The following is a 23,438-nucleotide window of genomic DNA, read 5'->3' as shown; positions in this document are numbered from 1 at the left end:
ATCATGTTGTATTTATCAAATCCTCTTCACTTTAATATACCGGAGCAAAAATTTATTACTGACGACACATACACATCCTTCTCAAGAATTGGGAACTTTCTTAAAAATGGTTATATAGGGCCGGATAGTTCCACTGCAATAGATTTTAATAAGCAACAGTCTCTAATCAAAGCTTTTTCAGAAATGATCGAGAGAAGGGCAATATCTGCCGGGGGCATCCCTTTTGATGAGAAGAGTGTATATGCTATTAATATGGTTAATTCAAGTAGTGTACTTATTGATAAGAAATACTCAACGTATTCATTATCAGAAGAATTTCCAATTGATACTACCGGAACCTCTAGTCATATTTCGTCACAAAAAGCAATTGTTAGTTCTCTCCGAGAAATTATTGAAAAAAATGCCTTGTATCTATTTTGGTATGGTAAACAAGGCTCTAAAATTAAACTAGATGTATCTCTGATAAACAAACATAAAATTTTATCTGGATTAATGTATCAAAAAAATAAAGAAGTTCTTTTTTTTATCAATGAATATTTCTATCCCTTAAAGGTAGTATTTTGTTTTATTCTTCACAAAAATTTCGTGTGCTCTTCTGGGGTGGGTAGCTCTTTTTCCATTGAAGAGGCTATCCTTAAATCCACACAAGAAGCCGTTTTATTACAGTGGAAAGAAGAAAGTAATGAACTCGTTGCTATGTCACGCCAAGTGTTCAAGAAAAAATATGAAAATCAATCTGGGATTATTGATTACTTATCTGTAGGGTACGGAAGTATCTCAACTAGTGATTATGAAAAAACGATGAAAGAATTAACAATCTCCAATTTGTTAAATATACTTCCTCCTTGGGTGGCTGAAGTATATATGATTCCGCTAAAACAAACGGTAACTACAAAAATTAAATGTATAAAAATATACTCTCCTTATCTTTTTAATCATATTCCTTTAAAAGAGTACATTAACCTAAGAAACCCTATGAATGTAAATACGATAAATCTTAACGAGCAAAGCATGTTGAAAATACCTAACTGTATTGTAGTGTGATAGAGAGGAGGGAATACGCTTTGATAAATAATCCAGTTAACGGCACACCTTTTATGATTGAAAGGTTTCATATCAAACAAAATTCATTTCTTCTTGACTATTTTCAGAGTGATGTTATTACGTATTCTGAGAATGGTCCGCCTGCAAGCGCAATTGATTTTGATAAAAGAAAATCAATTAAAGCAGCAATAGGAGAGCATATAGAGAGGGTATCAGTTTTTAACAATTATCATAGATTCAGGGATCAATTAGTAGAGGGAGTCAACATGCTGAATGGTACAATAGAACAATTTCCTCTACATCGTATTTTGTTGAACTGGAATGATCCTATACTTAACAAATTAAATCTAGATAATATATATAGCGATACCTGCGGAATGGCCTCTCATGTTAGTTCCCATCAGTCGATAAATTCTGCATTTTTAGAATTCTTTGAAAGGCAAAGTTTGCTCTTCAGTTGGTTCACTAAATCTCCTGCTAAAAAGATTCATATTGAAGATATAAAATTTATAGATCTTCAATCCATTATCCAGATGTCTCGGATACATGTAGATGAGATTTTTATGTACGATATATCGTTGTGTGATGAGGTCAAGGTAGTAATTACAATTGCCTTTGGAGAAAAAACTAAAGGTGTTGGGATAAGTGCTGATTGGGACTACCAAGGTGCAATAACAGGCAGTCTAAAAGAGTTATTCCAATATATAACTGTGGAGCAGCCTATAAAAAAATCAAATTATCAAAGTGCGGAAAACTCAGTTGATCCATTACTTTACTCTCATTATTTTATGGAGAGACTTGGTGTAGATGAATTAAAAAGCGAGTTCCAATACCTAGAGAAATCAGACAAAGTGTGTGGTGAACTAATAGATGGAGACAAAACTGATCCTAATGAATTTTATAATACAGTTAAGAAAATCTCTTTAAAATTGGCAATGGATTTTAATCTTTGTTATATACCAGCTCTCGATAGAGAATTAAATACAAAAATTGTTAAAATCATAACAAATAAGGGCTTCCATCATATGTATGCTGCAAAAATAGACCCAACTCAAGTCGAAATCTTGAAGCCTTATAAGAATCGATTACACAATATTGGGAAAATGCTCCCGTTTGGATAAATTGGAGGTTGTATTTTGAAAATAACTCGTGAATACTTCCGGCTGTTTACTAAAATGATGTTAAGCAACAAAGTAGCATTCATATGGTATCTGTTATTTCCTCTCATTGCGTTTTTTATTTTTAACTACCAGTGGTTTACTCAGGGGCCTGAGATCAATGAGTTCTACATCCAAACGAGTGTATTTGTTTCATATATTATCTTTGTGATGTCCATCGATGTGACGACCAATCTGATCTCTTTAAGAGAGAGCGGTTTTTTCAAGATGTTCAAATTTATCTCGGGTAGTAAGTATCCCATTATTTGGGGGAAGGCTCTGAACCAGATTGGTTTTCTGTTCTTGACCATTCTTCTGTTCTCGCTAGTATCGGGAGTGATATTCCTGGATAGTTTTGGACAGGTTGCTTTGTTTCTCGCCGTGTCTTTAACAAGCTGTATAGTGGGGTCTGTAATGGTCATTTTATTAACTCTTATCCTCATGCTTCTTCCAGTAAGGCAGGAGTCGCTGAATGCGGTGGTCAGTATGAGTTTACTGGTCATGTTTTTTCTATCTGCGAAAGGACTGGCGTATTCAACAGAGTATGGTCTACTTCTGGTGTTTATCAATCCTATGGAGTACGTCAGGAATCTAACTTTTTTATTAGCAGAATGGTTTATGGATAGCCCTTTCCCACATTTGAGTCTGATCAATATGAGCCTCATCACGCTTTGTTATGTTAGCTGCGGACTTATCGCACTCAAGTTTGTGAAAGTCATATCCAGAACACATCGGACATAGCAGGAGGATCTATGATTAAAATTGAAGATTTGAGCTTTTCTTATCCCAAAGCCTCTCGTCAAAATCTGGATCATTTACATGTGGAGTTTCCCCAACAAACCGTGAATATGATCATTGGTAAAAATGGTTCCGGCAAAACGACTTTATTTGATCTGATCGCAAATGTGATTAAACGTCCACCAGAAATACAAGGTATTCCTGATGAGAAGGAGATCATCTACCAGCTCCAGGGTTTGTTATTTCCTCTAACTTTGAAGGCCAAAGATCTCTTTCGCTTTTTCCTGTATTCCGATCACTCAAACTGCATTGAAGTGAACAACGAACCTTATGTAGATGAAGATATGAGTCCAGCAGAGGTTGAATTGGTACAACGGGTATGGCATATGGAGTTTGGGCAATTATCTGTTGGGGAGAGGCGTTATCTGTGTATTCTGGCAATCACATTAATGAGGAGGAAATTATACATCTTTGACGAGCCATTAGCGGGTATCGATCCGGAAATGCGTTATCATATTTTGAAAAGGATCGAAAAGCTGGCACTCCATAATGAGTGCACTGTACTGGTCTCGAACCATCACTTGCAGGATATTGCAAATATCCAGTGTGTTCTGCATTTTATTCATCAAGGTAAAATAACCTTTAGCGGATCATATGAGACGTTTATTAAAATGGGAGATGGAGTGAATCCGGACTTGGCGTTTCTAAAGCAGGTGAAGTGAGGAGAGGTGTTTCTCCATTTTCAAAAACACAGTTACTCATGTTTAATTTGAACCGAGAGCGGAGAGGGAAAAGCTATTTTTATTTTCACATCCTAGAAAAGGCAGATTGCAATGCTTTATCTAAAGAACTATTTTTACAATATTATGCAAAGCACAATATGTTATAAAAAGCACTTGTAGTCATTAGCAAAACATATAGCTTACTCATATTATTGGTACTTATGAGTATAAAGAACCAACGGGGGTATACATTTACTGGCAAGATACTACTGGTTGGTAACTAGACAGAATTTAACAATTTTGGTAATATAGTAGCGCATACAACAGCAATATTATATTATCAAAGGAGAATTTAAATTTGAAAAGTAAAATGATTTCCTTAGTAGCCCTTATCTGTTCATTTGTATTATTTGTTATTGGATTTCAGTTTATTGCTCAAAGTACTAATTGGGGTATGAACAAAGCTATGTTGGTTCTTGCAGAATACCAAAATGTAAAGTCTGATACCTCTGATATCTTTGGTAGTTTCATAAACTCAGAGATTTGGTCGTATAAAATTGAAGGAATGTTATTGATATTTTTAGGGATGTTAATGTTGTATTTAGCAAATTCATTACGAAGTAAATAATGAAAAGTATTCGGGTCCCGAATACTTTTTTTCTTATTTACAATTTAATCTTTAGTTCAACATATAAGTATGAAAAAGGCTGAATTTCTTTGAAAACTTATGTAAATAAACATTTTATTCTGCAAAGGAATATAATATGAATTTTTTGGCAATGTATCCTAAAATGTTATACAAAGAGGGGGTGCATGCTGTGAGTGAACCGAAGCAGATCAAAGATAAAATCGAACGAAATAGGCATGAGTTAAGTCGTTTGGCGGAGAATCATGGCATGCAGGACAACCAAGTCCTCCGACAGTCCATGGTACTGGACGAGCTTATTAATGAATATAATCGATTCAAATATAAAAGCCATCTCAGGAACAGACAACCGATTGCATAATGCAGTCGGTTTTTTGGTCTAATTAGTGTTCTATAGAAATACCTTAGTCGACTGTAGCGATACAGTCGGCTTTTTTGCGTTCACCCTAAAACCAATGCGGATAACTTGAAATTCCGTACCAATTCCAGGGTTGGCAGGATAGCGAATGATCATTAAAACTGGATATGATGACCCCAGTTATATCCAGATTGATCTGTGAAGGGGGCTCATACAATGATCGGGAGAGGGAGGGATAAACGGAAATGATGGACAAGGTACGCATTTTTTTCGGAAAAAACGTAAACCTGCGCACCAAGTTGCTCCTGTTGTTCCTAGCGCTGACGTTGCTGCCGCTAAGTTTGCAGGGAGTGATGAACTACAAGCATTTCTCGCAGACGATGGATCGCAAGACCGAGCAGTTTACCATTGATATGGTTCGCCAGATTAACGCTAATCTGAATCGGCTGCTGAAGGACTTTGAGCGGTTGTCGCTCTTGCCGCTTTACGATCAGATGGTGCTTGGCATTCTGGGCAAATACAACGCTTCAATGGGGTCGGGAACATGGGCGAGGTCTGAGGATTATCTGAAAATGAAGCTTTACACATCGGGTCAAGCTTATGACCGGCCCGAGATTCGGGGGATTCACCTGATCAGCAACAGCGGCATTTTGTTCTCCAATCTCGATTCCCTGGCGGTCAAGCCGGTATGGGACAGCAGGCAGGATGATTGGTTTGCAGAGCTTGAAGGCTCGGAAGGGACATGGCGCCTGCTTCCTCCGCATCAACCCAGCTATTACACGGGTGGTCAGCAAGAATCGTATATATCGGTGGGCAGAGTGCTTCGAGATCCGGGTACGCTCCAGCGAATGGGTTACATTCTGATTGACATCCGTCTGGAGGCCTTTGGCCAACTGTTATCCAATCTGAATTATGAGCAAGATGCAAGTCTGATGATTGTAGACAGCCAGCAGCGTCTGCTGTTCGAACGGACCTCAACCGGAGGAATGTCTGCGTACGACCAGTTGTTATTGCATGGACAGCTTCAAAGCTATGCAGGAAACCAAAAAGTTGTTCTGGATGGGCAGCCCTATCTCTATGTACAACACCATTCCAGCTATTCCGGGCTTTCGGTGATCAGTCTTACACCTATTGTTGTGATTCAAAAGGAGTCGGGTGAGATGCTCACCTTTACAATATGGTTCGCAGTGTTATGTATGGCGGGTATAGCGATTCTGGCGGTTCTGTTATCCTATCGTATCACCCGGCCGCTGATTCGACTGAAGCACCACATGATTCGGGTGGAGCAGGGAGATTTCAGCCAGCGGGTAGCACACTTCAGCAATGATGAATTCGGACAGATGAGCCGGGGCTTTAACCGAATGATGGAAGAGATTCATCGACTGTTCAATGAGGTGTTTCTGCTGGGCATTCAAGAGCGGGAGGCAGAGTTGTCGGCGTTGCAAAGCCAGATGAATCCTCACTTTATATACAACACACTGGAGTCCATTAACATGATGGCCATTCGCCAGAAGCATGCTGAGGTATCGGACATGGTGACGGCGCTTGGCAAGCTGCTGCGCTATACGATTGATAAGGTGGACCGGATGGTTCCACTTGGAGAAGAACTTGCTTTTGTGCAATCCTATGTACGCATTCAGCAGGTACGTTACAACGGTAAGTTGGAGGTTAACTATGACATCGAAGAAGAGATAACGGAATGTGTGATTCCGAAGCTGATACTGCAACCGCTGGTGGAAAATGCAGTCTACCATGGCATTGAAGGGCAGGAAAATGGAGGAATAATCTGGGTATCTGCCTTGAAATTCGACCATGAACTGCTGATTAGTGTACGAGACAACGGTAAGGGCATGGCTCAGGCAAAGATTGACGAGTTAAATGAGTCCATATCAAAACAGCCTTCCAATGAGGCATTACGTTGCCATGCCGGGGACAGTCTGGGGCTTCACAATATCGCTCAGAGGCTTCGCCTCATGTATGGAGAAGGCGGCAGCCTAAGCATTGATGGAAGTCCCGGGCAGGGCCTGGTGGTCACGATATCCATTCAACTTCTACCGAAAGGGGATTGAAGCGAATGTATAAAGTATTGCTTGTAGAGGATGAGACGGTCATCCGTCAGGGACTGAGGGAGCTGATCGTACAAGTGTCTTCTCAGTTTCAGGTAACGGGCGAAGCGTCGAGCGGTACCGAGGCGCTGGATTTTCTGAGATGTGAGGTGCCGGACGTGTTAATCACGGATATCCGCATGCGTGAAATGGACGGTTTAACTTTGGTAAGCAAAGCAAGAGACATGTACCCTGAATTGCTCATGCTCATCATTAGTGGCTACGGCGAGTTTGAATATGCACGCAGAGCGATGGAGTTCGGGGTGTTGAACTACCTGTTGAAGCCAATCGATCGTTATGAACTGGCATTATGCATACAAAAGATTCAATTGCTGCTGGATCGCAGATACGGTATTTCAACCCTTTCTATCCCTGAGCCATCTGGCAAAGCAGAACACGCTGGTGGAGATACGCGGAAGATTATCCGAGATGTGAAGGAGCACATCAAGCAACATCCCGATGGAGATCTGCGACTTCAGACGATAGCAGATCTTGTTAACTTGAACCCTACTTATTTGAGCCAGTTGTTCAAGAATGAAATAGGCATCAATTATTCCGAATACATCACTGAGGCACGTATGGAGCGGGCCAAGTGGTTACTGATCAACACGGGTCTCAAAATCTATGATGTGGCACGGTTATCCGGGCATCAGAGCCCCAAACACTTCATGCTGGTGTTCAAGCAGCAGGTGGGATGGACCGCAGGAGAATATCGAGACCGATTCAGTATCTCTTGAAAAACCATACCATTTCTGTAGTTGACGTGATTTAAGGGGGAACAATGCTTTCGTTATACTTTGGTTGCACATGTATACCACGACGTCCATAAGGGGGATTTACATGAAAAAAGCAGGACTGATACTGGTGTTTGTACTCATGATGATGGCTTCAATCGCGTGCACAAGCTCCAATTCCGGCAGTGAACCTGGCAGTGCAGGCGGAGAGAATGGAGAGGTTGAGCTGAAGTTCATGATGTGGGGCAATCAGGCGCATATGGATGTATACAACAAGTTGATCGATGACTTCACAAAGGAAAATCCAGGCATCAAAGTCACGATGGAATCCGTACCTTTCGCAGAATACCAGCAAAAAATTTCGGTGCTTGCCGCCGGAGGCTCTCTTCCCGATCTCGCCTGGGTATCGGAGCGAATGGTGCCACAATTCAAGTCCAACCACATTCTGGCCGATGTATCCGAGTTCAAGGATGATGCACAGTTTAAGCTGGATGATTATATTCCAAGTACATTGGATTTGTTCCGTGATGGCGATCAATTGCTAGGGCTACCTTTCTCTACACCTCCGGTGGTCATGTTTTACAATAAAGCGCTGTTCGATCAAGCCGGTCTGACTGATCCAAACACACTTGCCGCCCAAGGGCAATGGACATGGGAACAGTTCGAAGAGTCCGCCAAAGCCATTACCAGCAAGGATGCGACCAACCGAGTCTATGGTGCCAACTTTTTTCGCGACTGGAAGACCTGGGCGGTGCTCTCCTCCTATTCCTGGTCCAATGGAAGCGGTCCGTTTGATGAGGGCATGACAACGTTCACCTGGAACGATGCCTATGGCGTACAGACCTTTGAACTACTGGAACGCATGATGTTCACCGATGAATCACACCCGAAGGCGGGCGAACAGGTCAGCTTCGATGCAGGTAATGTGGGCATGTTCTTCGATAATTACAGCTATGTTTCCAAAGCAAGAGAGATTACGGATTTTGAATGGAGCATCGCTCCTATGCCTTCCGGTTCACAAGGAAGTGTACCGATGCTGGGGCAGGCCGGATATGCCATGTTTAACGATAGCAAACATCCAGAGGAAACGAAGAAGCTGTTGAAGTATTTTGCGAGTGAGCAGGGGATTCAGGCGACAGCCACCTATTTTGTGCCTCCTCGTACTTCTGTTCTGAACTCGGATGCATTCATTCTTCAGCCGAATAACCCGAGCAAAGAGCATATTGTGCAGGCCGTCATTGATGAAATGCCCAAAGCGCGCTTAATTCCCGGTCATATCCGTTGGCAGGATATCGACAATGCGGTATTGCAGGGATTCGATCGACTGTTTGCAAAGACAGCGACAGCTGAGGATAACCTGAAACAAATGCAGGAAGAGATCCAAAGCATGCTGCAACCCTAAGTAAGTCGATTGAAACCGGAGGTGAGAATAATGGGCAAATTCAAAGAATTACTTGAGCGGAAACCGCTGTCCCTGGTGGTCAGTCTGCCTGAGAATGAACTTGCTTTGGCTCGGGCAGCCATGGAAGAGGGCGCTGATGCACTCAAGGTGCATTATAATGTCGGTCATCGCGCCAGCGGGAATCATTTTGGTCCATTGGACAGGTATGCCGAGGTATTTCGGGCGATTCGCAGTGAATTTGGTGGTCCGCTTGGGGTCGTACCTTCCGGCAGTATAGATGGAGCACGAAGGGAGGATGTGGAGCGTCTTGCTGGACTGGGTTTTGATTTCTATTCCATCTATGCACATCACTTGCCATCCTTCATGCTGAGTGACTTGGGGCTGGACCCAACGTTTGCGATCAATGAAGAATATGATACTTCACTCGTAACATCGGCAGCTCACTTCGGCTTCACCGCTTTGGAGGCATCCATTGTACCTGGAAAAGAATATGGTACACCGCTCAGCTTCGCGGATGTGCTTAAGTATCGCCGTCTGGTCTTGCAAGCCCAGGTACCGGTATTAGTTCCTTCCCAGCGAAGGCTGGTGCCGGAGGATATTCAGGTGTTATGTCATACCGGGGTCAAAGCGATTATGCTTGGAGCAGTTGTGACAGGCAACACGGAGGAACAGCTGCGAAGGGCTGTGAACGGGTTCCGCAATGCGGTGGACAGTCTGAACCGTCCAGACTATATAAGTTGAACTAAAGGATATTTACACTTGTACTCCGATGCCAGAACAACCTTCCGATCGCTGTTATCCCCAGATTTTTTGAATCCCTTATATAAAGGGGGAAATCCGGGGATAAGCATATGCTTCCGATGCAGCTTTCTTCCAGAAAGCTTTTAGGCGACCACTTCGCTTCTTCAGGTTTTTCTGTCCTCTACGTTCTTGTGTAAATGTATAGTTCACCTTATATAGAATCGTCACAGAGTCCAGCTTCAGGGGAAATTTGATCATAAAGGGGAGGGGGTTAACTGTGACCCATTCACGCAAGCGAAAAAGAGGGGGGCCGCTCGCCAGAGAAGCCCAGATCACGGGGTGGCTGTTTGTATCGCCGATGGTGCTTGGGTTTACCCTGCTGCTGTTATTTCCCATGGGTCTTGCGTTATACATGAGCCTGACCGATTGGCCGCTGCTGGGGGATCATCATTTTATTGGATTGGATAATTACCGGAATATTATGACAGACGCCATGTTCTGGAAAGTGCTTGCCAATACGGTCTATTTCACAGCGGGGCTGGTGCCGCTTAACATTGTGCTTGCTCTGCTGCTCGCGTTGTTATTGTCCAGAAATCTGAGGGGCATCGGAATTTTCCGGACGGCCATCTTTGTTCCGGTCATGACCTCGTTGATCGTATGGGCCATCGTGTGGAAGCTGATGTATGCGACAGAGTCGGGATTGATTAATCAGCTTCTGTTGATGGCGGGCACCAAGGGTCCGGCCTGGCTTTACAATCAGGATTTGGCAATGCCAGCGGTTATCGTGACAAGTGTGCTGAAAAATGTCGGTCTGAATATGGTGCTGTTCATTGCAGCGATTCAGCAGGTACCGCGTTCACTGTACGAAGCGGCAACATTAGACGGGGCGGGCAAGAGGGGAACCTTTTTTCACGTCACGCTGCCCATGATCACGCCAACAGTGTTTTTGACAGTAGTCATGACCGTGATTGGTTCACTCAAAGTATTCGGGCAGATCTATGTGATGACACAGGGCGGGCCGAGCAACAGCACAAAGGTATTGGTTTATTATATCTGGGAAAAAGCATTCAAATTATTTCAGTTTGGCTACGCTTCTGCTCTCGCATATGTGCTGTTCTTCATCGTGCTAATTCTGACGCTGCTGCAATGGCAGCTCCGAAAGAGGTGGGTATTCAATGAAGGCGATGCCTAGTCCTTCGGGGCGGAAGATAGGAAGTACCCTGGGGACGTATTTGTTGCTGACTCTGATTTCGCTCATTATGATTGTGCCATTTATCTGGATGATATCGACATCATTCAAGGAACCCCAGAGCATATTCACCTATCCACCGCAGTGGATACCGGAACCATTCCGATTTCAGAACTACATCGATGTCTTTCGATTGATTCCGTTTCACCGTTTTTATTGGAACAGTATCTACATTTCTGCGTTGGTTGTGCTGGGAACAGTATTCTTTGCCTCTCTCGCCGGTTATGCATTTGCCAAAATTCCGTTTAAGGGACGTAATGTGGTATTTCTCATCCTGCTAAGTGCGATGATGATTCCCCATGAGGTGACAGCGATTCCGATGTTTCTATTCATGCGGCAGCTGGGGTGGATTGATACCCATTTTCCTTTAATTTTGCTGCCGATCTTTGGCGCGGGTGGTGTATTTGGCATCTTTGTGATGCGGCAGTTCTTCATTACGGTGCCAACTGAGCTGGAGGAAGCGGCGATGATGGACGGCTGCAACCGATTCCGAATATATGCGCGAATTATGCTGCCTATTGCCAAGCCGGGTATGGCTACGCTGACGATCTTCACGTTTGTGACGATCTGGAATGAGTTCTTCGATCCGTTGATTTTCATTAACTCGCGTGATCTAATGACGCTGCCGCTTGGATTATCTCTCTTTACAGATGAGGTGGGCACAGCCTGGCAATATCTGATGAGCGCCACCGTTATGGCGACCTTACCACTGTTAATTGTCTTTTTCCTGGCACAACGGCGCTTCATTGAGGGGGTTGCCATGACGGGACTGAAAGAGTAAGCCATGAAATACGTGCAAAGGCGAGCAATACGTGCAATAGAACGGAAGGAGGGACAACATTTGCGTGAACGGATGAGCATGGAAAAGGAAGAGGCAGATGTCGTTATTGTGGGCGGAGGTCCAGCTGGTATAGCGGCAGCCATTGCGGCTGGACGACAGGGTGTCCGCACAGTGCTGGTGGAGAGATACGGATTCGTGGGCGGGATGTCCACTGCCGCTATGGTCTATCCCTGGATGACTTTCCATACGGAACATGGTGAGCAGGTCATTAAAGGTATTGCGCAGGAGATTGTGGATCGTTTGCAGATGCGTGGCGGCTCCCCGGGGCATTTGCGTGATACGGTTGGATTTGTGCACAGTGTCACACCGTACCATCCAGCCATCTTTCAGGTGGTTGCGGCACAGATGTTGCAGGAGGCTGGTGTCCGGCTGTTATTGCACAGCTTCGTGGATGAAGTGGTCGTTGGGGATGATCGGGTGGAAGCGGTGCGAGTGACAAACAAGTCTGGACGAAAGGAGTTTCAGGCGAACGTATTCGTGGATGCAAGCGGTGATGCGGATTTGGCTTATCTTGCAGGGGCTTCGGTGGCGAAGGGGAGAGATGGCGATAACCAGTCTCAGCCGATGACCATGAAATTTCGCATGCGTGGTGTGGATCTTGGACGAGTGAAGCAATACATGCAGGAGCATCCGGAGGATTTCTATGTGAAAACGCCTTTTGCAGAGCTGGACAGTATTCCGTTAACCGGGGTGAGCGGCTTCTATTCCCAATGGAAAAAAGCGGGTGTGCCGATTAATCGCGACCAAGTGCTGTTTTTTACCGGACCGGCTGACGATGAAGTGCTGATTAATTGTACCCGGGTGCAGGGACTCGATGCGACGGATGCCGAGGATCTGACCTCTGCTGAACAGGAAGGGCGGAAGCAGGTGCTGATGATTGCTGAGTTTTTGCAGCGTGATGTGCCTGGATTCGAACGGGCTTCCATCTCAGCGGTAGCACCTCAGATTGGTATCCGTGAATCCAGACGAATTATCGGTCATTATGCGTTGACCCAGGCGGATGTGGTCGCAGGACGGAAGTTCGAGGATGTGATTGCCAGAAGCGGTTATCCGATTGATATTCATGACCCTTCGGGTCAAGGTGTTGTGGCTGCCTTTATAAAAGGGGACGGGGCGTATGATATTCCGTATCGATGTCTGGTCTCTCGCAATATCCGCAATCTGCTGGCGGCAGGACGCTGCATCTCCACCACACATGAGGCGCATGCAACGACAAGGTTGACTCCAAGCTGTATGGCTACCGGGGAGGCCGCGGGAACGGCGGCTGCACTAACAGTGAAGATGAAGCTGGACCCAGTGGAGCTGCCGATCGAGCTGTTACAGGCGGAATTACGTCGCAACGGGGCGGCGATCTAGCGGATGAGCTCATTGTGGACGGATTGGGCGAATCATTAATAGTGGGAGTGGGTGTTTATTTAATTCGCGGTGGCGTAAGTTTTAACGAACCTGAGACGTCTAATTTCGGGATATAAGCTGAAACGAAAAATGTAACGAATCTCAGTGAAGCTATTCTGCTCAAAACTCTGAAATAGGGAGTAAAAGTGGGGTGAATCGGAAGAATAGAGCGTCTACGATTCGTTAGATTAGAAACTATCCCAAAAACAGCTGAATAAGCTTCCCCCAGTTCGTTAGAAATTGGTGGGAAGCTCGTGAATTGATGAGCATAATTTTAGCCCCAAAGACTCCAAATCCACTACATAGGTGGGTTTAGAGTCTTTGGGGCGCTTTCATTCTTTTCATCTATTAGGTTCTTTCCTTCATGCCTAATCATATCTAATCAATCACGAGGACTCGGTTCCTTCATGCTCCTTCATGTTTCGTATTATTTTCATGCCTTATTCTCCGCGCTTCATTCATTCAGTCATTCAATTCATGCGTGCCTCAAGTCGCCTTGCGACAATGGACAGCGTGTAGTTGATGACAAAATACAATACCGCAGCGAGCAGCAGGGCAGGGATAATATAATCGAAACTTTGGCCGCCAAGGATCTGCACGTTGTGCATCAGCTCCGGCAGAGAGATGATGATCGCCAATGAAGTATCCTTCAGGAGTGAGATGAATTGGCTGACCATCGGCGGAGACATGCGGCGTAGCGCCTGTGGCATGATGATGCCACCGAGAGTCTGCATGTAGCTCAGGCCCGAGGAGCGGGCAGCTTCCACCTGACCGCGCTCAACGGACTTCAGACCGCTACGGACGATCTCGGCGATCATCGCGCCTTCAAACAGACTCAGTCCAACAACTGTGGACCAGAAGACGGACATTTTAATCCCGAGCTGCGGAAGTACCATGTGGATGAAGAAAATGATGAGCAGCAACGGCAGATTCCGGATCGTATCCACGATTACCGCTACGATCTGTGACAGAACAGGGATACGGGTAAACCGGATCGTACCTAGCACAGTGCCAAGCACAAAGCTGAATATAATGGATAGCCCTGCCACTTGCAGGGTAATCAGGAATCCTTGAAGCAGGAAACGAAGGTTGGGCCACGCATAGGCCCCGCTAAAGTCCATATTTTATTAGCCTCCTTCTGTATGCAGGAATGGAATATCGAAGATCAATAGATGGGGCATGGACTGTGTACAAATCAACTCAAGCACCGTAGCAGTGAATTACAATATGCACTGTGACATGATCACCAATGCCAGCAAAACACAGACGATCCAGTACTCATTTAAACGACATGGACAAGCCAATATATCTCCCTAAAAATCTACGCCAGGTACAAGTCGATCTGTTACATGGTGACCTGATCTGCCGGTTTGTTTTTCTTCGGTTTGCCCTTGGTGCTGCGCGCCTCTGCATCGCTCTGTCCAAACCTGCGCTCCATATAATGCACCAGGAAGCTAAGTGGTAGTGTCATTACCAGATAGAACAACGCAACAATGGTGTACACACTTAGCGGCTGGAACGTATCCGAGTTAACGAGGTCTGCAAAATACATGAGATCCATACCGGCGACGACGGCCAGAATGGATGAGTTTTTAACCAGGTTGATGAACTGGTTGCCGATGGACGGCAAGACAATCTTGATGGCCTGGGGCAGAATGATCAGGTTCATGGCCTGTACATAGGACAAGCCGGAAGACCTTGCTGCTTCCAGTTGTCCACGCGGCACAGTCTGAATGCCCGCTCGGATCGCTTCGGCAATGAAAGCGGCCGTATAGATGGTTAGGCCCAGAGTGCCGGAGACAAATCCATCCAGCGAAATGCCGAGTGCAGGCAGTCCAAGATAGAAGAAAAATACAACCAACAGCAATGGGATGTTTCGGATAAATTCCACAAAAGCCGTGCCAATCCAGTTCAGCGGTTTCACAGGGGATATCCGAAAGATAGCCAGGATCGCGCCAAGGATAAAGCTGCCAATGAGAGCCATAATGCTCACTTGAATGGTATTCAGGAATCCTTCCAGAAAACGATCCGAGTGTCGCATCAGTACGCTGAAATCCAATGTGCCCATATAGGCGAAGCCTCCGTTCTCCAGATGTAGAAACGGCGATTACGTCTGCTCATGCATCGCATCCAGCAGACGAATTCGCCGCTTGCTCATCATTAATCGGGGTTACTCGGGCTTGGAGCCCAGCCATTTCTCATGTAATGTGTCATATTCCCCGCTGTCTTTCATGCTTTTGATCAGCTTGTTGACTTCTTCCACGAAGGCAGTGTCGCCTTTGCGGATGGCCATACCATAAGGTTCACTTGTGAAATTGCCACCAACCAAATGGAAACTGTTATCCGTCTGTTGCATGCCGATGAGGATGATGTTATCTGTGGTCAGCGCTTCGCCTTTACCTGCTTTGAGAGCAGTGAATGCATCCTGATAGTTATCGAATTCAAGCACCTCAGCATCCGGGGCTTTCTCTCGAATATTCTGAGCCGATGTGGAGCCTTTCACCGCGAGCACTTTCACTCCGCTGAGGCTTTCCAGGCCGGTAATCGCACTGTCGTTTTTCACCAGCAGGGATTGGCCTGCTTCAAAATAAACATCACTGAAATCCACCTGTTCTTTACGCTCATCCGTAATTGTCATTGTGGCGATGATGATATCGATGTCTCCATTTTGCAGCATGGGAATGCGCGTCTTGGAAGTGACCTCTTTCAGCTCGACCTTTGTCTCATCTCCAAGGATCTGTTTGGCGAGTGCCTTGGCGATATCAATATCAAATCCTTCAACGTTGCCACTTGCAGGATCTTTCAAGCCAAACAGCTTCGTATCGTATTTCACACCGGCAATGAGCTTGCCACGTTCCTTAATTCGCTCAATCGTGCCTTTCGCCTCGGCGTCACCACCACCACCGCTCGCTGAAGGTGTATCTGTACCTGTACTACAACCTGACAATACAAGGGAGAGAATGAGGACAAGCATAAATGATGGCCATTTCAATAATTTCTTCATGAATAAAGACCCCTTTCAAAATGGAATATTGGATTATTCTCAATGATGAATCAGACGGCTCAGGAATTGCTGTGCTCGTTCTTCTCTGGGGTTGTCAAAAAATTCAGCAGCGTTGGCCTCTTCTACAATTCGGCCTTCGTCCATGAAGATGACCCGGTCCGCAACTTCGCGGGCGAATCCCATCTCATGGGTAACGACGACCATAGTCATGCCATTATGGGCAAGGGAACGCATAACATCGAGGACTTCCCCGATCATCTCGGGATCGAGAGCAGAGGTAGGTTCGTCAAAAAGCATGATTTTGGGCTCCATGGCGAGTCCTCTGGCGATGGCTACCCGTTGTTGCTGCCCACCGGACAACTGGGAGGGATAACTGTCTGCTTTGTCGGCAATGCCCACCCGGGTCAGATACTTCATAGCTGTTGCGGCTGCCTGTTCTTTGGGTTGTTTGCGCACCTTCATGGGTGCAAGGGTAATGTTATCGATGACTTTTTTGTGAGGATAAAGATTGAAGTGTTGAAATACCATGCCGATGTCACGGCGGAAGAGGTTAATGTCCACCTTTTTCTGATGTAGAGGAATCCCACTGACGACAAGTTCACCTTCGGTAATGGTCTCCAGGCGGTTAATACAGCGGAGTAACGTGCTTTTGCCGGAGCCGGAAGGTCCGATAATGACGACGACTTCTCCTTCTTCAATGTGAAGATGGATATCCTTGAGGACATGAAAATGACCGAAATGCTTCTGGACACCCCTAAATTCAATCAAGAGTACACCCCATCCTTTCTGCAACGTCTGTGTGTAAAAGGGAGAATAAGGAATAAATTGAAACTAGTTATTTAATCATACATAGTCATCCTGCTTATGGCAATTGGTTTGTGATAAAACATGACATAAGTAATAGGTTTCCTAGGGCTATAGCCAGAAAATGTGTTATATATCTGTCATGTTATTAAATACCTTGTGACGAATCCTGACAGAAAAATGAATCTATTCTCCTAGTTGTTTTCCAACCTTTGGAATAGTTGTATAGAGTATACTGAAAGTGATGTTTGATTTATGACTCTGATTAACAAAACAAATAGCATCAAGTTCCACGTGTACATGGCAAGAAAGCTCAACCCTACACGTCATGCCATTGATATGATGGAGTGAGAGAGCGTCTGTTTGAACGTAAGTAAGGAAAGTAAAAGCGATGTATTGATCCCATAACAATTCTATTACATGTAGAGAGGATGATTCTGCACGATGAATACATATCACTCCCCAATGTCGACAGGAGCAGGTGCCCAGTCCGATGTTCGAGCTTATGAAGCCAATTTGCCTGTCATTCCTTCTCAAGATTTTCAGCTTACAGACTATGGAGCTGTTGGAGACGGCGTAACAGATAATACGGAGATGTTCCGACTTGCCATCGCTTCATGTGCTGAAGCAGGAGGTGGAAGAATCGTAATTCCTGCCGGGGTATGGCTCACAGGTCCGATTGTAATGCGCAGCCGTATCGAACTACATGTGGAAGCAGGGGCACTGGTTACATTTAGCCGAGATTTTGATCAATACCCATTAATTGCATCAAGCTTCGAAGGCTGGCAGGTGGTACGCTGCCAATCCCCGATCGATGGAGATCAACTGGAGGATATTGCGATTACTGGTGAGGGGATATGGGATGGGGGCGGGGAGGCATGGCGTCCGGTAAAACGCTCCAAAATGACCACTTCACAATGGAACCAATTGGTCGCTTCTGGTGGTGTTGTAGAGCAATCCGGCGGAGATGAAGAAATCTGGTGGCCTACCACAGCTGCACTTGAAGGCGGCACCATTGCGAATCGATTGCATCAGGAGCAGGTACGTGATGTCGCTGCCTATGAAAAAGTCAGAGACTTTTTGCGTCCCAACATGGTCAGTTTACGGAGATGCAAACGGGTATTGCTGGACGGTCCAACGTTCCAGAACTCGCCTGCATGGAATCTGCACCCCTGGGCATCTGAGCATGTCACCATTCGTAACGTGAGTGTGCGGAATCCGTGGTTTTCTCAGAATGGAGATGGGCTGGACGTTGAATCCTGTCGTCATGTGGTGGTGGAGAAGAGTGTATTCGATGTCGGTGATGATGCGATCTGTCTGAAATCAGGCAAGGATGCCGAAGGCCGTGAACTGGGTCTTCCATCGGAGTACATCACCATTCGGGATTGCACGGTGTATCACGGTCATGGCGGGTTTGTAATTGGCAGTGAAATGTCCGGTGGTGTGCGGCATGTGCGTGTGTCGGATTGTACGTTTATCGGCACGGACATTGGACTTCGCTTCAAAAGCGCACGTGGGCGCGGCGGAGTGGTTGAGGACATTCAGATTGAGCGCATATATATGAAAGATATCATTATGGAAGCGATCTCGTTTTCCTTTTTCTATGCAAATCAGGAAGGGTCTGCTCGGGGCAGTGACCTGTCTCAGGAGATTAGCGAGGAGACGCCGGTGTTCCGGGATATTCGCATATCGGATGTGATCTGTGCCGGTGCCGACACTGCGTTGCTTGTGAGTGGATTGCCGGAACTGCCTTTGGATGGGGTGATCATCCAGCGTTACAACGTGCAAGCTCGCAGTGGTATCCAATGTGCTCATGCAAAACATCTGCATATCGCTGAATTGCAGGCGCAGATTACCGAAGGTCCGCTGGTTCATTTGCACCAGTGCAAAGGGGCGGAGTTAGAGAGCATTCAGGGCAAGGGTGCGGATGGCCGACTTCTGATGGTGACCGGACACGAGTCCGCAGGCATTGTATGTCGTGAAGGTGATGCTGACACAGACGGTCGTCAGATCTCTGTGGGTCCCGAGGTGCGAAGTGGTGTGATCATTCGGAGGTAAAAGGTATTTAGTAGGGTTTATACAAGTTGGTCCAATTCAACCGTAGTGGCGTAGCCATAGATCCAGTAATTGTGATGCCTTTTGATATAAAGAATACGTAATCTCTGGAGCAAGGCTACCCACTCGGCTTTTATATGAAGTTATCTGATGATCTACCGGTGTTCCTTGCGATAGCGCAGCGGTGTTGTACCGGTGACCTGTTTGAATGTTTTGTTAAAATGAGCAGTATGCTCAAATCCTACCTTCTCTGCGATCATCTGGACACGCTCTTGTGTGGACAGCAATCTTCGTTGTGCTTCCCGGACACGAACAACCCGTAAATATTCACTAAATCGAAACCCGGTAAATCGGCTGAACATTCGGCTCAGATAGGATGGACTGATATAAAAACGATTTGCTGCACCCTCCAGCGTAAGTGGTTGGGTGTAGTTGCTGTTCACATATGTAACGATTTCACTGATTTTGTCCTGCATCGGATGTAAAGGACCAGGGCATGACTGCCGGATGTCCTCCTCTACCCGATGAATACGGATCAAAAGTTGGGCAAGCAGGCTTCTTACGGCGATCTCATAGTGAGGGCGTCGCTCTTTGCATTCTTGCAGCATCTGCCACAATATACGCTCCATCTCGGGCTGTTCCGCTTCAGGCAGGCGAAGGAGCCTTGAACAATTAAAAGGCAGCAGACCGCATATGCCAAGTTCCATCCCCGTTGCAAAAGCAGGCGAAAAACCGATTAAAATCCGTTCGAAGCCAGGAATACTTCCTTTGGAGGTGGTATGTACATCGTGAGGATTAATCAGAATAAAATCACCCTTGCGGGCCGACAGAATCTGACCATTCATGGAATAAACGCGTTCACCTTCAAGCAGGTAATACAGTTCGTAGAATGGATGAGCGTGAGGCTTTGGCATACCGTTCCCATCATGTCTGCGCATATGTTCAATGGTAAATGAATGTTCACCGATTCGATATTTGGGTCCAATCCGATCTTCTATGAGACTCATGGCACAGCTCCTCTCTGCTTCACGGATTAACAACGATATCCATATCATAACGGAAAATCCATCTTTTTGTAAACGCTATCATTGGAAATGAAATATTTCTTTAATATATCGTTAAATACCGAAAGAACGAATCTGGCATGGCCCATGTGAGCTGTCAAGGTGACAAAACTTGAATGATGTTTTAGAGTAGGGGGAGAGAGGCCAAACTCTGGTTAAGGAGTGTCTCCAATATGATTTGGAAGGAAGGAAACAGGTTATGACGACACATGAATTATCGCCATTGGTTGCTGCACTCAATATGCAGCCTCACGTTGAAGGCGGTTGGTATAAGGAAGAATGGAAGGCATCTTATCAGATTCCACAGTCCGTTCTGCCGGATACATACTCCGGCCCACGATTCTCGGCAAGTTCCACGTATTTCCTTCTACACGCACATGAAATCTCCGAGTGGCATACGGTTCTGTCCGATGAACTTTGGCTGTGGCACAGCGGCAGTCCAGTTGAACTGAAGCTGGGTGGCAATGGGGAGAACCCGGAGAACGAGGAAGTTCTTGTTCTGGGGATGGATATTGCTGCGGGGCAATCACCACAGGTGCTCGTTCCTGCCGGCGTATGGCAGACAGCGCGTCCGCTGGGCGATGAGCCTGTACTGGTCACTTGCGTAGTTGCGCCAGGTTTCCACTTTGATGATTTCAAGCTTGTATCCAAAGGTTAAGTATAACTTTTATCACAAAATCCCGATCCAGGTGCAGACGCATCCGAATCGGGATTCTTTTCTTTTGGCAATGACTAATCCATTGGATTTTCGTTACTCATCCAGCTGTCCATATAAAACTCCTCATGATAATCCGGTTGCCCGGCGAGTTCTTTGAGCTTCTGTTCAGCTTCTTCAGCGGTAGGATATTCTCCAATAACTGCTGTAAACTGACCAGTGGACGTTTTGAGGAAGGAGATGTCCTCATCCGGATAGGATTCTTTAATTATACCCATCGATTCTCCAAAAGGCATTGATTCTGTGCGGAGAGAGTATACCTTCCGAGGTGTGACCGGTTTGCCGTCGGAAGTCAGTTTCACTTCCAGGTATCCAGGGTTCTTGAATTCCGTTACGGCATACTGTACCCCTTCTTTTAAAACAACTACAAATCCGACGGAAGAGTCGTCTAAAATCATGGAACCATATACATCTTTCACTAAAGGCTGAGTCATGAAGTCGGCTTTGACTTTCTCTATATCCATGTAACGTGCACCGCTAAACGTGAAGAGGATACGATTCGGTGCTTCTTTGTGCACCACATTATAATGGGGTGCATCATTAGTCTGATCTTGCTCGTCGGTGCTAAAATTAATTTTAAGCGTATTTTCAGTTGCTTCTGAACCTACGGTTACCCCATCCGTAATCTTGCCGCCATCGCCGAATTGAAGGACCTGAACAATCGTTCCGACCACAGGTATTTTGACCATGGCGTTTGCGACAGTAGGAATGTTAATAATGAGCAGCAAAGCGGCACATGCTGCCAAACTGGAAGCGTAGCGAATGATACGGGATGAGCTTTTGCGAGCGGCAGCCTTTTGCTGGGCACGACGAATAACATCTGGAAGTTGAGCTGGAATTTCAATGTTTTCATAACGTTCTTTACTAGTCATAGATCTCCAACCTCTCCTTCGATTAAATCCATTTTTAATTTGTTGATAATCCGATAGAATTTTGACTTCACGGTATTCTCTGACAGGGAGAGCACTTCAGCGATCTCTCGAAAACGCATATTACCAAAAAACTTTAATATAATGTAGGCTCTATCTTCGGGTACGAGTCGATCCAGTGCATCATACAGATCCATTTTCTCTTCCACGGATGCCCCTCGCTCTGGAGCCACAAACTCCTGCGCATGATCCTCCATATAGGTCAATCGCTGGTTGCGTCGAATATGATCTATCGCTGTGTTAATCACAATTCGTGACATCCAGGAATCAAAATAAGTCATGGAGTCCATCTTTCCATAAGCGATGAACCCTTTATAGACCGCTTCGGATACGATATCCAGCGCTTCTTGTTCATTTTTAACATAGCAGTATGCCAGTCGATATAATTTATTTTGAATCTCTGTTATTTTTTCGCTGAACTGTTCTTCTTTTGTCTTTCTATGGTTCAGTCTAATCACTCCTGATCCCCCCATGATAAACCTAAATATTCAAGTCACCGCTCGTTCCAGGCCTGGATTCTATATAAGTGCTTGAGTTCGCTTTACACTCGTTAGACTGATGAGGAGATCAAATAGTTCTAAACTGTCAAAAAACTTTTTTTGGGCACAGATTCGGTACTGAATAGCTGTCCTCGCCTCCATTCTTAACTACGAATAGATTGCCTATAACATCACATGACAAAACACCCGCTCTTCTAAGATCGAAGGCGGGTGTAATCGAATTATGATGTTTATATTAAAAATTAAAGTTGTCGGGATCGGAACCAAAGCGTTTGTTCTCGTTCAGTCCGTTAATCTGCTCTACTTCTTCCGGAGTTAACTCAAAATCGTAGAGATCGGCGTTCTCGCGAATACGCTCAGGCGTGACGGATTTGGGTATAGTCACGATGCCGTTCTGCAGATCCCAGCGCAGAATGACTTGTGCGGGGGATTTGCTGTATTTGGCGGCGATGTCCTGAAGTAACGGATGATCCATCAGATGACCTTGTCCGAGCGGAGACCAGGCTTCGATCTGAATCTGATGTTTGTTGCAATACTCACGAAGCTCCGATTGAATCAAAAGTGGGTGAAGCTCCACCTGATTAACCGCTGGTTTGACCGTGGCATCGATCATCAAGTCTTCCAGATGGTGAATCTGGAAGTTGCTCACACCGATCGCTCGGATGCGTCCTTCTTTATGGAGTTTCTCCAGTGCTCTCCATGTATCTTTGTACTTGCCCTTAACCGGCCAGTGGATGAGATAGAGATCCAGATACTCCAGCTCGAGTCGTTCCATGCTGGCTTCGAAGGCAGCTAGCGTGGATTCATATCCCTGATCACTATTCCATACTTTAGTGGTAATGAACAGATCCTCACGAGCTACTCCAGATTCACGAATACCCTGAGCGACACCTGCTTCGTTGTTATACGCTTTGGCTGTGTCGATGCTACGATAACCAGCTTGAATGGCTGTTTTGACAGCATGAACGACTTCGTCTCCGTCTTTAACTTTGAATACCCCAAAACCTAGCCATGGCATTTTGACTCCGTTATAGAGCGTGGTTGTGTCCTGCACGTGTTTCATGGTCCGAAATTCCTCCTCTGATTGATTCATTGTTCCACTATGTAATTACCCTGCTGTTCAGCAGCCAATCGATATCGAAGGGCCGTTATGATTGATTATACTAAATTATTCCTGGTATAGGAAAAGGGAGCGGTGCGTTTACGACGTAAACACCGCTATTATCCTTTTTCTT

Annotated in this window: 23 protein-coding genes; 15 read left to right on the top strand and 8 right to left on the bottom strand. The window is 45.6% G+C overall.

Features of this window, described 5'->3' with window-relative positions; translation table 11 throughout:
- The first annotated feature begins 3 nt into the window (after positions 1–3).
- From J2X75_RS22700 to J2X75_RS22640, 13 genes are all read left to right on the top strand, one after another.
- Positions 4–1,044: a YcaO-like family protein gene (locus J2X75_RS22700; protein ID WP_036673104.1), complete on the top strand. Its 1,041-nt coding sequence runs from the start codon at positions 4–6 to the stop codon at positions 1,042–1,044.
- A 20-nt stretch (positions 1,045–1,064) separates the two neighbouring features.
- On the top strand, positions 1,065–2,165 hold the full coding sequence (locus tag J2X75_RS22695) for a YcaO-like family protein (protein WP_310340296.1): 1,101 nt from the start codon (positions 1,065–1,067) through the stop codon (positions 2,163–2,165).
- A gap of 15 nt (positions 2,166–2,180) precedes the next feature.
- Positions 2,181–2,942: a hypothetical protein gene (locus tag J2X75_RS22690; RefSeq protein WP_310340294.1), complete on the top strand. Its 762-nt coding sequence runs from the start codon at positions 2,181–2,183 to the stop codon at positions 2,940–2,942.
- A gap of 11 nt (positions 2,943–2,953) precedes the next feature.
- On the top strand, positions 2,954–3,661 hold the full coding sequence (locus tag J2X75_RS22685) for an AAA family ATPase (protein ID WP_310340291.1): 708 nt from the start codon (positions 2,954–2,956) through the stop codon (positions 3,659–3,661).
- A gap of 358 nt (positions 3,662–4,019) precedes the next feature.
- Positions 4,020–4,289, top strand: coding sequence for a hypothetical protein (locus J2X75_RS22680; protein ID WP_307540449.1), 270 nt, complete (start codon positions 4,020–4,022; stop codon positions 4,287–4,289).
- A gap of 190 nt (positions 4,290–4,479) precedes the next feature.
- Complete coding sequence (locus J2X75_RS22675) at positions 4,480–4,668, top strand: aspartyl-phosphate phosphatase Spo0E family protein (protein ID WP_307540447.1); 189 nt, start codon at positions 4,480–4,482, stop codon at positions 4,666–4,668.
- A gap of 242 nt (positions 4,669–4,910) precedes the next feature.
- Positions 4,911–6,734, top strand: coding sequence for a sensor histidine kinase (locus J2X75_RS22670; RefSeq protein WP_310340286.1), 1,824 nt, complete (start codon positions 4,911–4,913; stop codon positions 6,732–6,734).
- A gap of 5 nt (positions 6,735–6,739) precedes the next feature.
- Positions 6,740–7,507 (top strand): response regulator transcription factor, encoded by a 768-nt coding sequence (locus J2X75_RS22665; RefSeq protein WP_310340284.1) that lies wholly within the window; start codon positions 6,740–6,742, stop codon positions 7,505–7,507.
- A gap of 103 nt (positions 7,508–7,610) precedes the next feature.
- Positions 7,611–8,906 carry an ABC transporter substrate-binding protein gene (locus J2X75_RS22660; protein ID WP_310340282.1) on the top strand — a complete coding sequence of 432 codons (1,296 nt, stop codon included), beginning with the start codon at positions 7,611–7,613 and terminating at the stop codon, positions 8,904–8,906.
- A 30-nt stretch (positions 8,907–8,936) separates the two neighbouring features.
- Positions 8,937–9,647: a beta/alpha barrel domain-containing protein gene (locus J2X75_RS22655; protein WP_310340279.1), complete on the top strand. Its 711-nt coding sequence runs from the start codon at positions 8,937–8,939 to the stop codon at positions 9,645–9,647.
- A 277-nt stretch (positions 9,648–9,924) separates the two neighbouring features.
- Entirely contained in the window at positions 9,925–10,839 is a 915-nt protein-coding gene (locus J2X75_RS22650; RefSeq protein WP_310340276.1) for a carbohydrate ABC transporter permease, read from the top strand.
- Positions 10,823–11,677, top strand: coding sequence for a carbohydrate ABC transporter permease (locus J2X75_RS22645; RefSeq protein WP_307540434.1), 855 nt, complete (start codon positions 10,823–10,825; stop codon positions 11,675–11,677). The genes J2X75_RS22650 and J2X75_RS22645 overlap by 17 nt, the downstream gene beginning before the upstream one ends.
- Positions 11,678–11,755: 78 nt before the next feature.
- Positions 11,756–13,093, top strand: coding sequence for an FAD-dependent oxidoreductase (locus J2X75_RS22640; protein WP_310340462.1), 1,338 nt, complete (start codon positions 11,756–11,758; stop codon positions 13,091–13,093).
- A gap of 509 nt (positions 13,094–13,602) precedes the next feature.
- Here the strand turns inward: J2X75_RS22640 and J2X75_RS22635 are convergent.
- From J2X75_RS22635 to J2X75_RS22620, 4 genes are all read right to left on the bottom strand, one after another.
- A complete protein-coding gene (locus J2X75_RS22635; protein WP_307540432.1) occupies positions 13,603–14,253 on the bottom strand; it encodes an amino acid ABC transporter permease in 651 nt (216 codons plus the stop codon).
- A gap of 224 nt (positions 14,254–14,477) precedes the next feature.
- Complete coding sequence (locus J2X75_RS22630) at positions 14,478–15,200, bottom strand: amino acid ABC transporter permease (protein ID WP_310340271.1); 723 nt, start codon at positions 15,198–15,200, stop codon at positions 14,478–14,480.
- Between the two features lie 102 nt (positions 15,201–15,302).
- A complete protein-coding gene (locus J2X75_RS22625; protein WP_310340267.1) occupies positions 15,303–16,136 on the bottom strand; it encodes a transporter substrate-binding domain-containing protein in 834 nt (277 codons plus the stop codon).
- A 39-nt stretch (positions 16,137–16,175) separates the two neighbouring features.
- Complete coding sequence (locus J2X75_RS22620) at positions 16,176–16,904, bottom strand: amino acid ABC transporter ATP-binding protein (RefSeq protein WP_051449904.1); 729 nt, start codon at positions 16,902–16,904, stop codon at positions 16,176–16,178.
- Positions 16,905–17,384: 480 nt separating this feature from the next.
- Here J2X75_RS22620 and J2X75_RS22615 point away from each other — a divergent pair, with 480 nt between their 5' ends.
- The gene (locus J2X75_RS22615; RefSeq protein ID WP_310340261.1) at positions 17,385–18,998 is read left to right on the top strand and encodes a glycoside hydrolase family 28 protein; all 1,614 of its coding nucleotides are present in this window, start codon (positions 17,385–17,387) and stop codon (positions 18,996–18,998) included.
- Positions 18,999–19,150: 152 nt separating this feature from the next.
- Here the strand turns inward: J2X75_RS22615 and J2X75_RS22610 are convergent, their stop codons facing one another.
- The gene (locus J2X75_RS22610) at positions 19,151–20,002 is read right to left on the bottom strand and encodes an AraC family transcriptional regulator (protein ID WP_253429372.1); all 852 of its coding nucleotides are present in this window, start codon (positions 20,000–20,002) and stop codon (positions 19,151–19,153) included.
- A gap of 256 nt (positions 20,003–20,258) precedes the next feature.
- Here J2X75_RS22610 and J2X75_RS22605 point away from each other — a divergent pair, with 256 nt between their 5' ends.
- The gene (locus tag J2X75_RS22605; protein ID WP_076216501.1) at positions 20,259–20,717 is read left to right on the top strand and encodes a cupin domain-containing protein; all 459 of its coding nucleotides are present in this window, start codon (positions 20,259–20,261) and stop codon (positions 20,715–20,717) included.
- Positions 20,718–20,791: 74 nt separating this feature from the next.
- Here J2X75_RS22605 and J2X75_RS22600 read toward each other — a convergent pair whose 3' ends face one another.
- The 3 genes from J2X75_RS22600 to J2X75_RS22590 form a co-directional block, all read right to left on the bottom strand.
- Positions 20,792–21,646, bottom strand: a complete 855-nt coding sequence (locus J2X75_RS22600; RefSeq protein ID WP_310340256.1) for a hypothetical protein — start codon at positions 21,644–21,646, stop codon at positions 20,792–20,794.
- Entirely contained in the window at positions 21,643–22,161 is a 519-nt protein-coding gene (locus J2X75_RS22595) for a sigma-70 family RNA polymerase sigma factor (protein WP_256975236.1), read from the bottom strand. Before J2X75_RS22595 ends, J2X75_RS22600 begins: the two co-directional genes overlap by 4 nt.
- Positions 22,162–22,438: 277 nt before the next feature.
- On the bottom strand, positions 22,439–23,266 hold the full coding sequence (locus J2X75_RS22590) for an aldo/keto reductase (protein ID WP_091018397.1): 828 nt from the start codon (positions 23,264–23,266) through the stop codon (positions 22,439–22,441).
- Positions 23,267–23,438: the final 172 nt, after the last annotated feature.

Origin of the sequence: Paenibacillus sp. 2003 (assembly GCF_031455635.1) — a bacterium.
Taxonomy (GTDB): domain Bacteria; phylum Bacillota; class Bacilli; order Paenibacillales; family Paenibacillaceae; genus Paenibacillus; species Paenibacillus amylolyticus_B.
The sequence above is the reverse complement of the archived record's forward strand: the minus strand, read 5'-3'. Positions and strand labels throughout refer to the sequence as shown.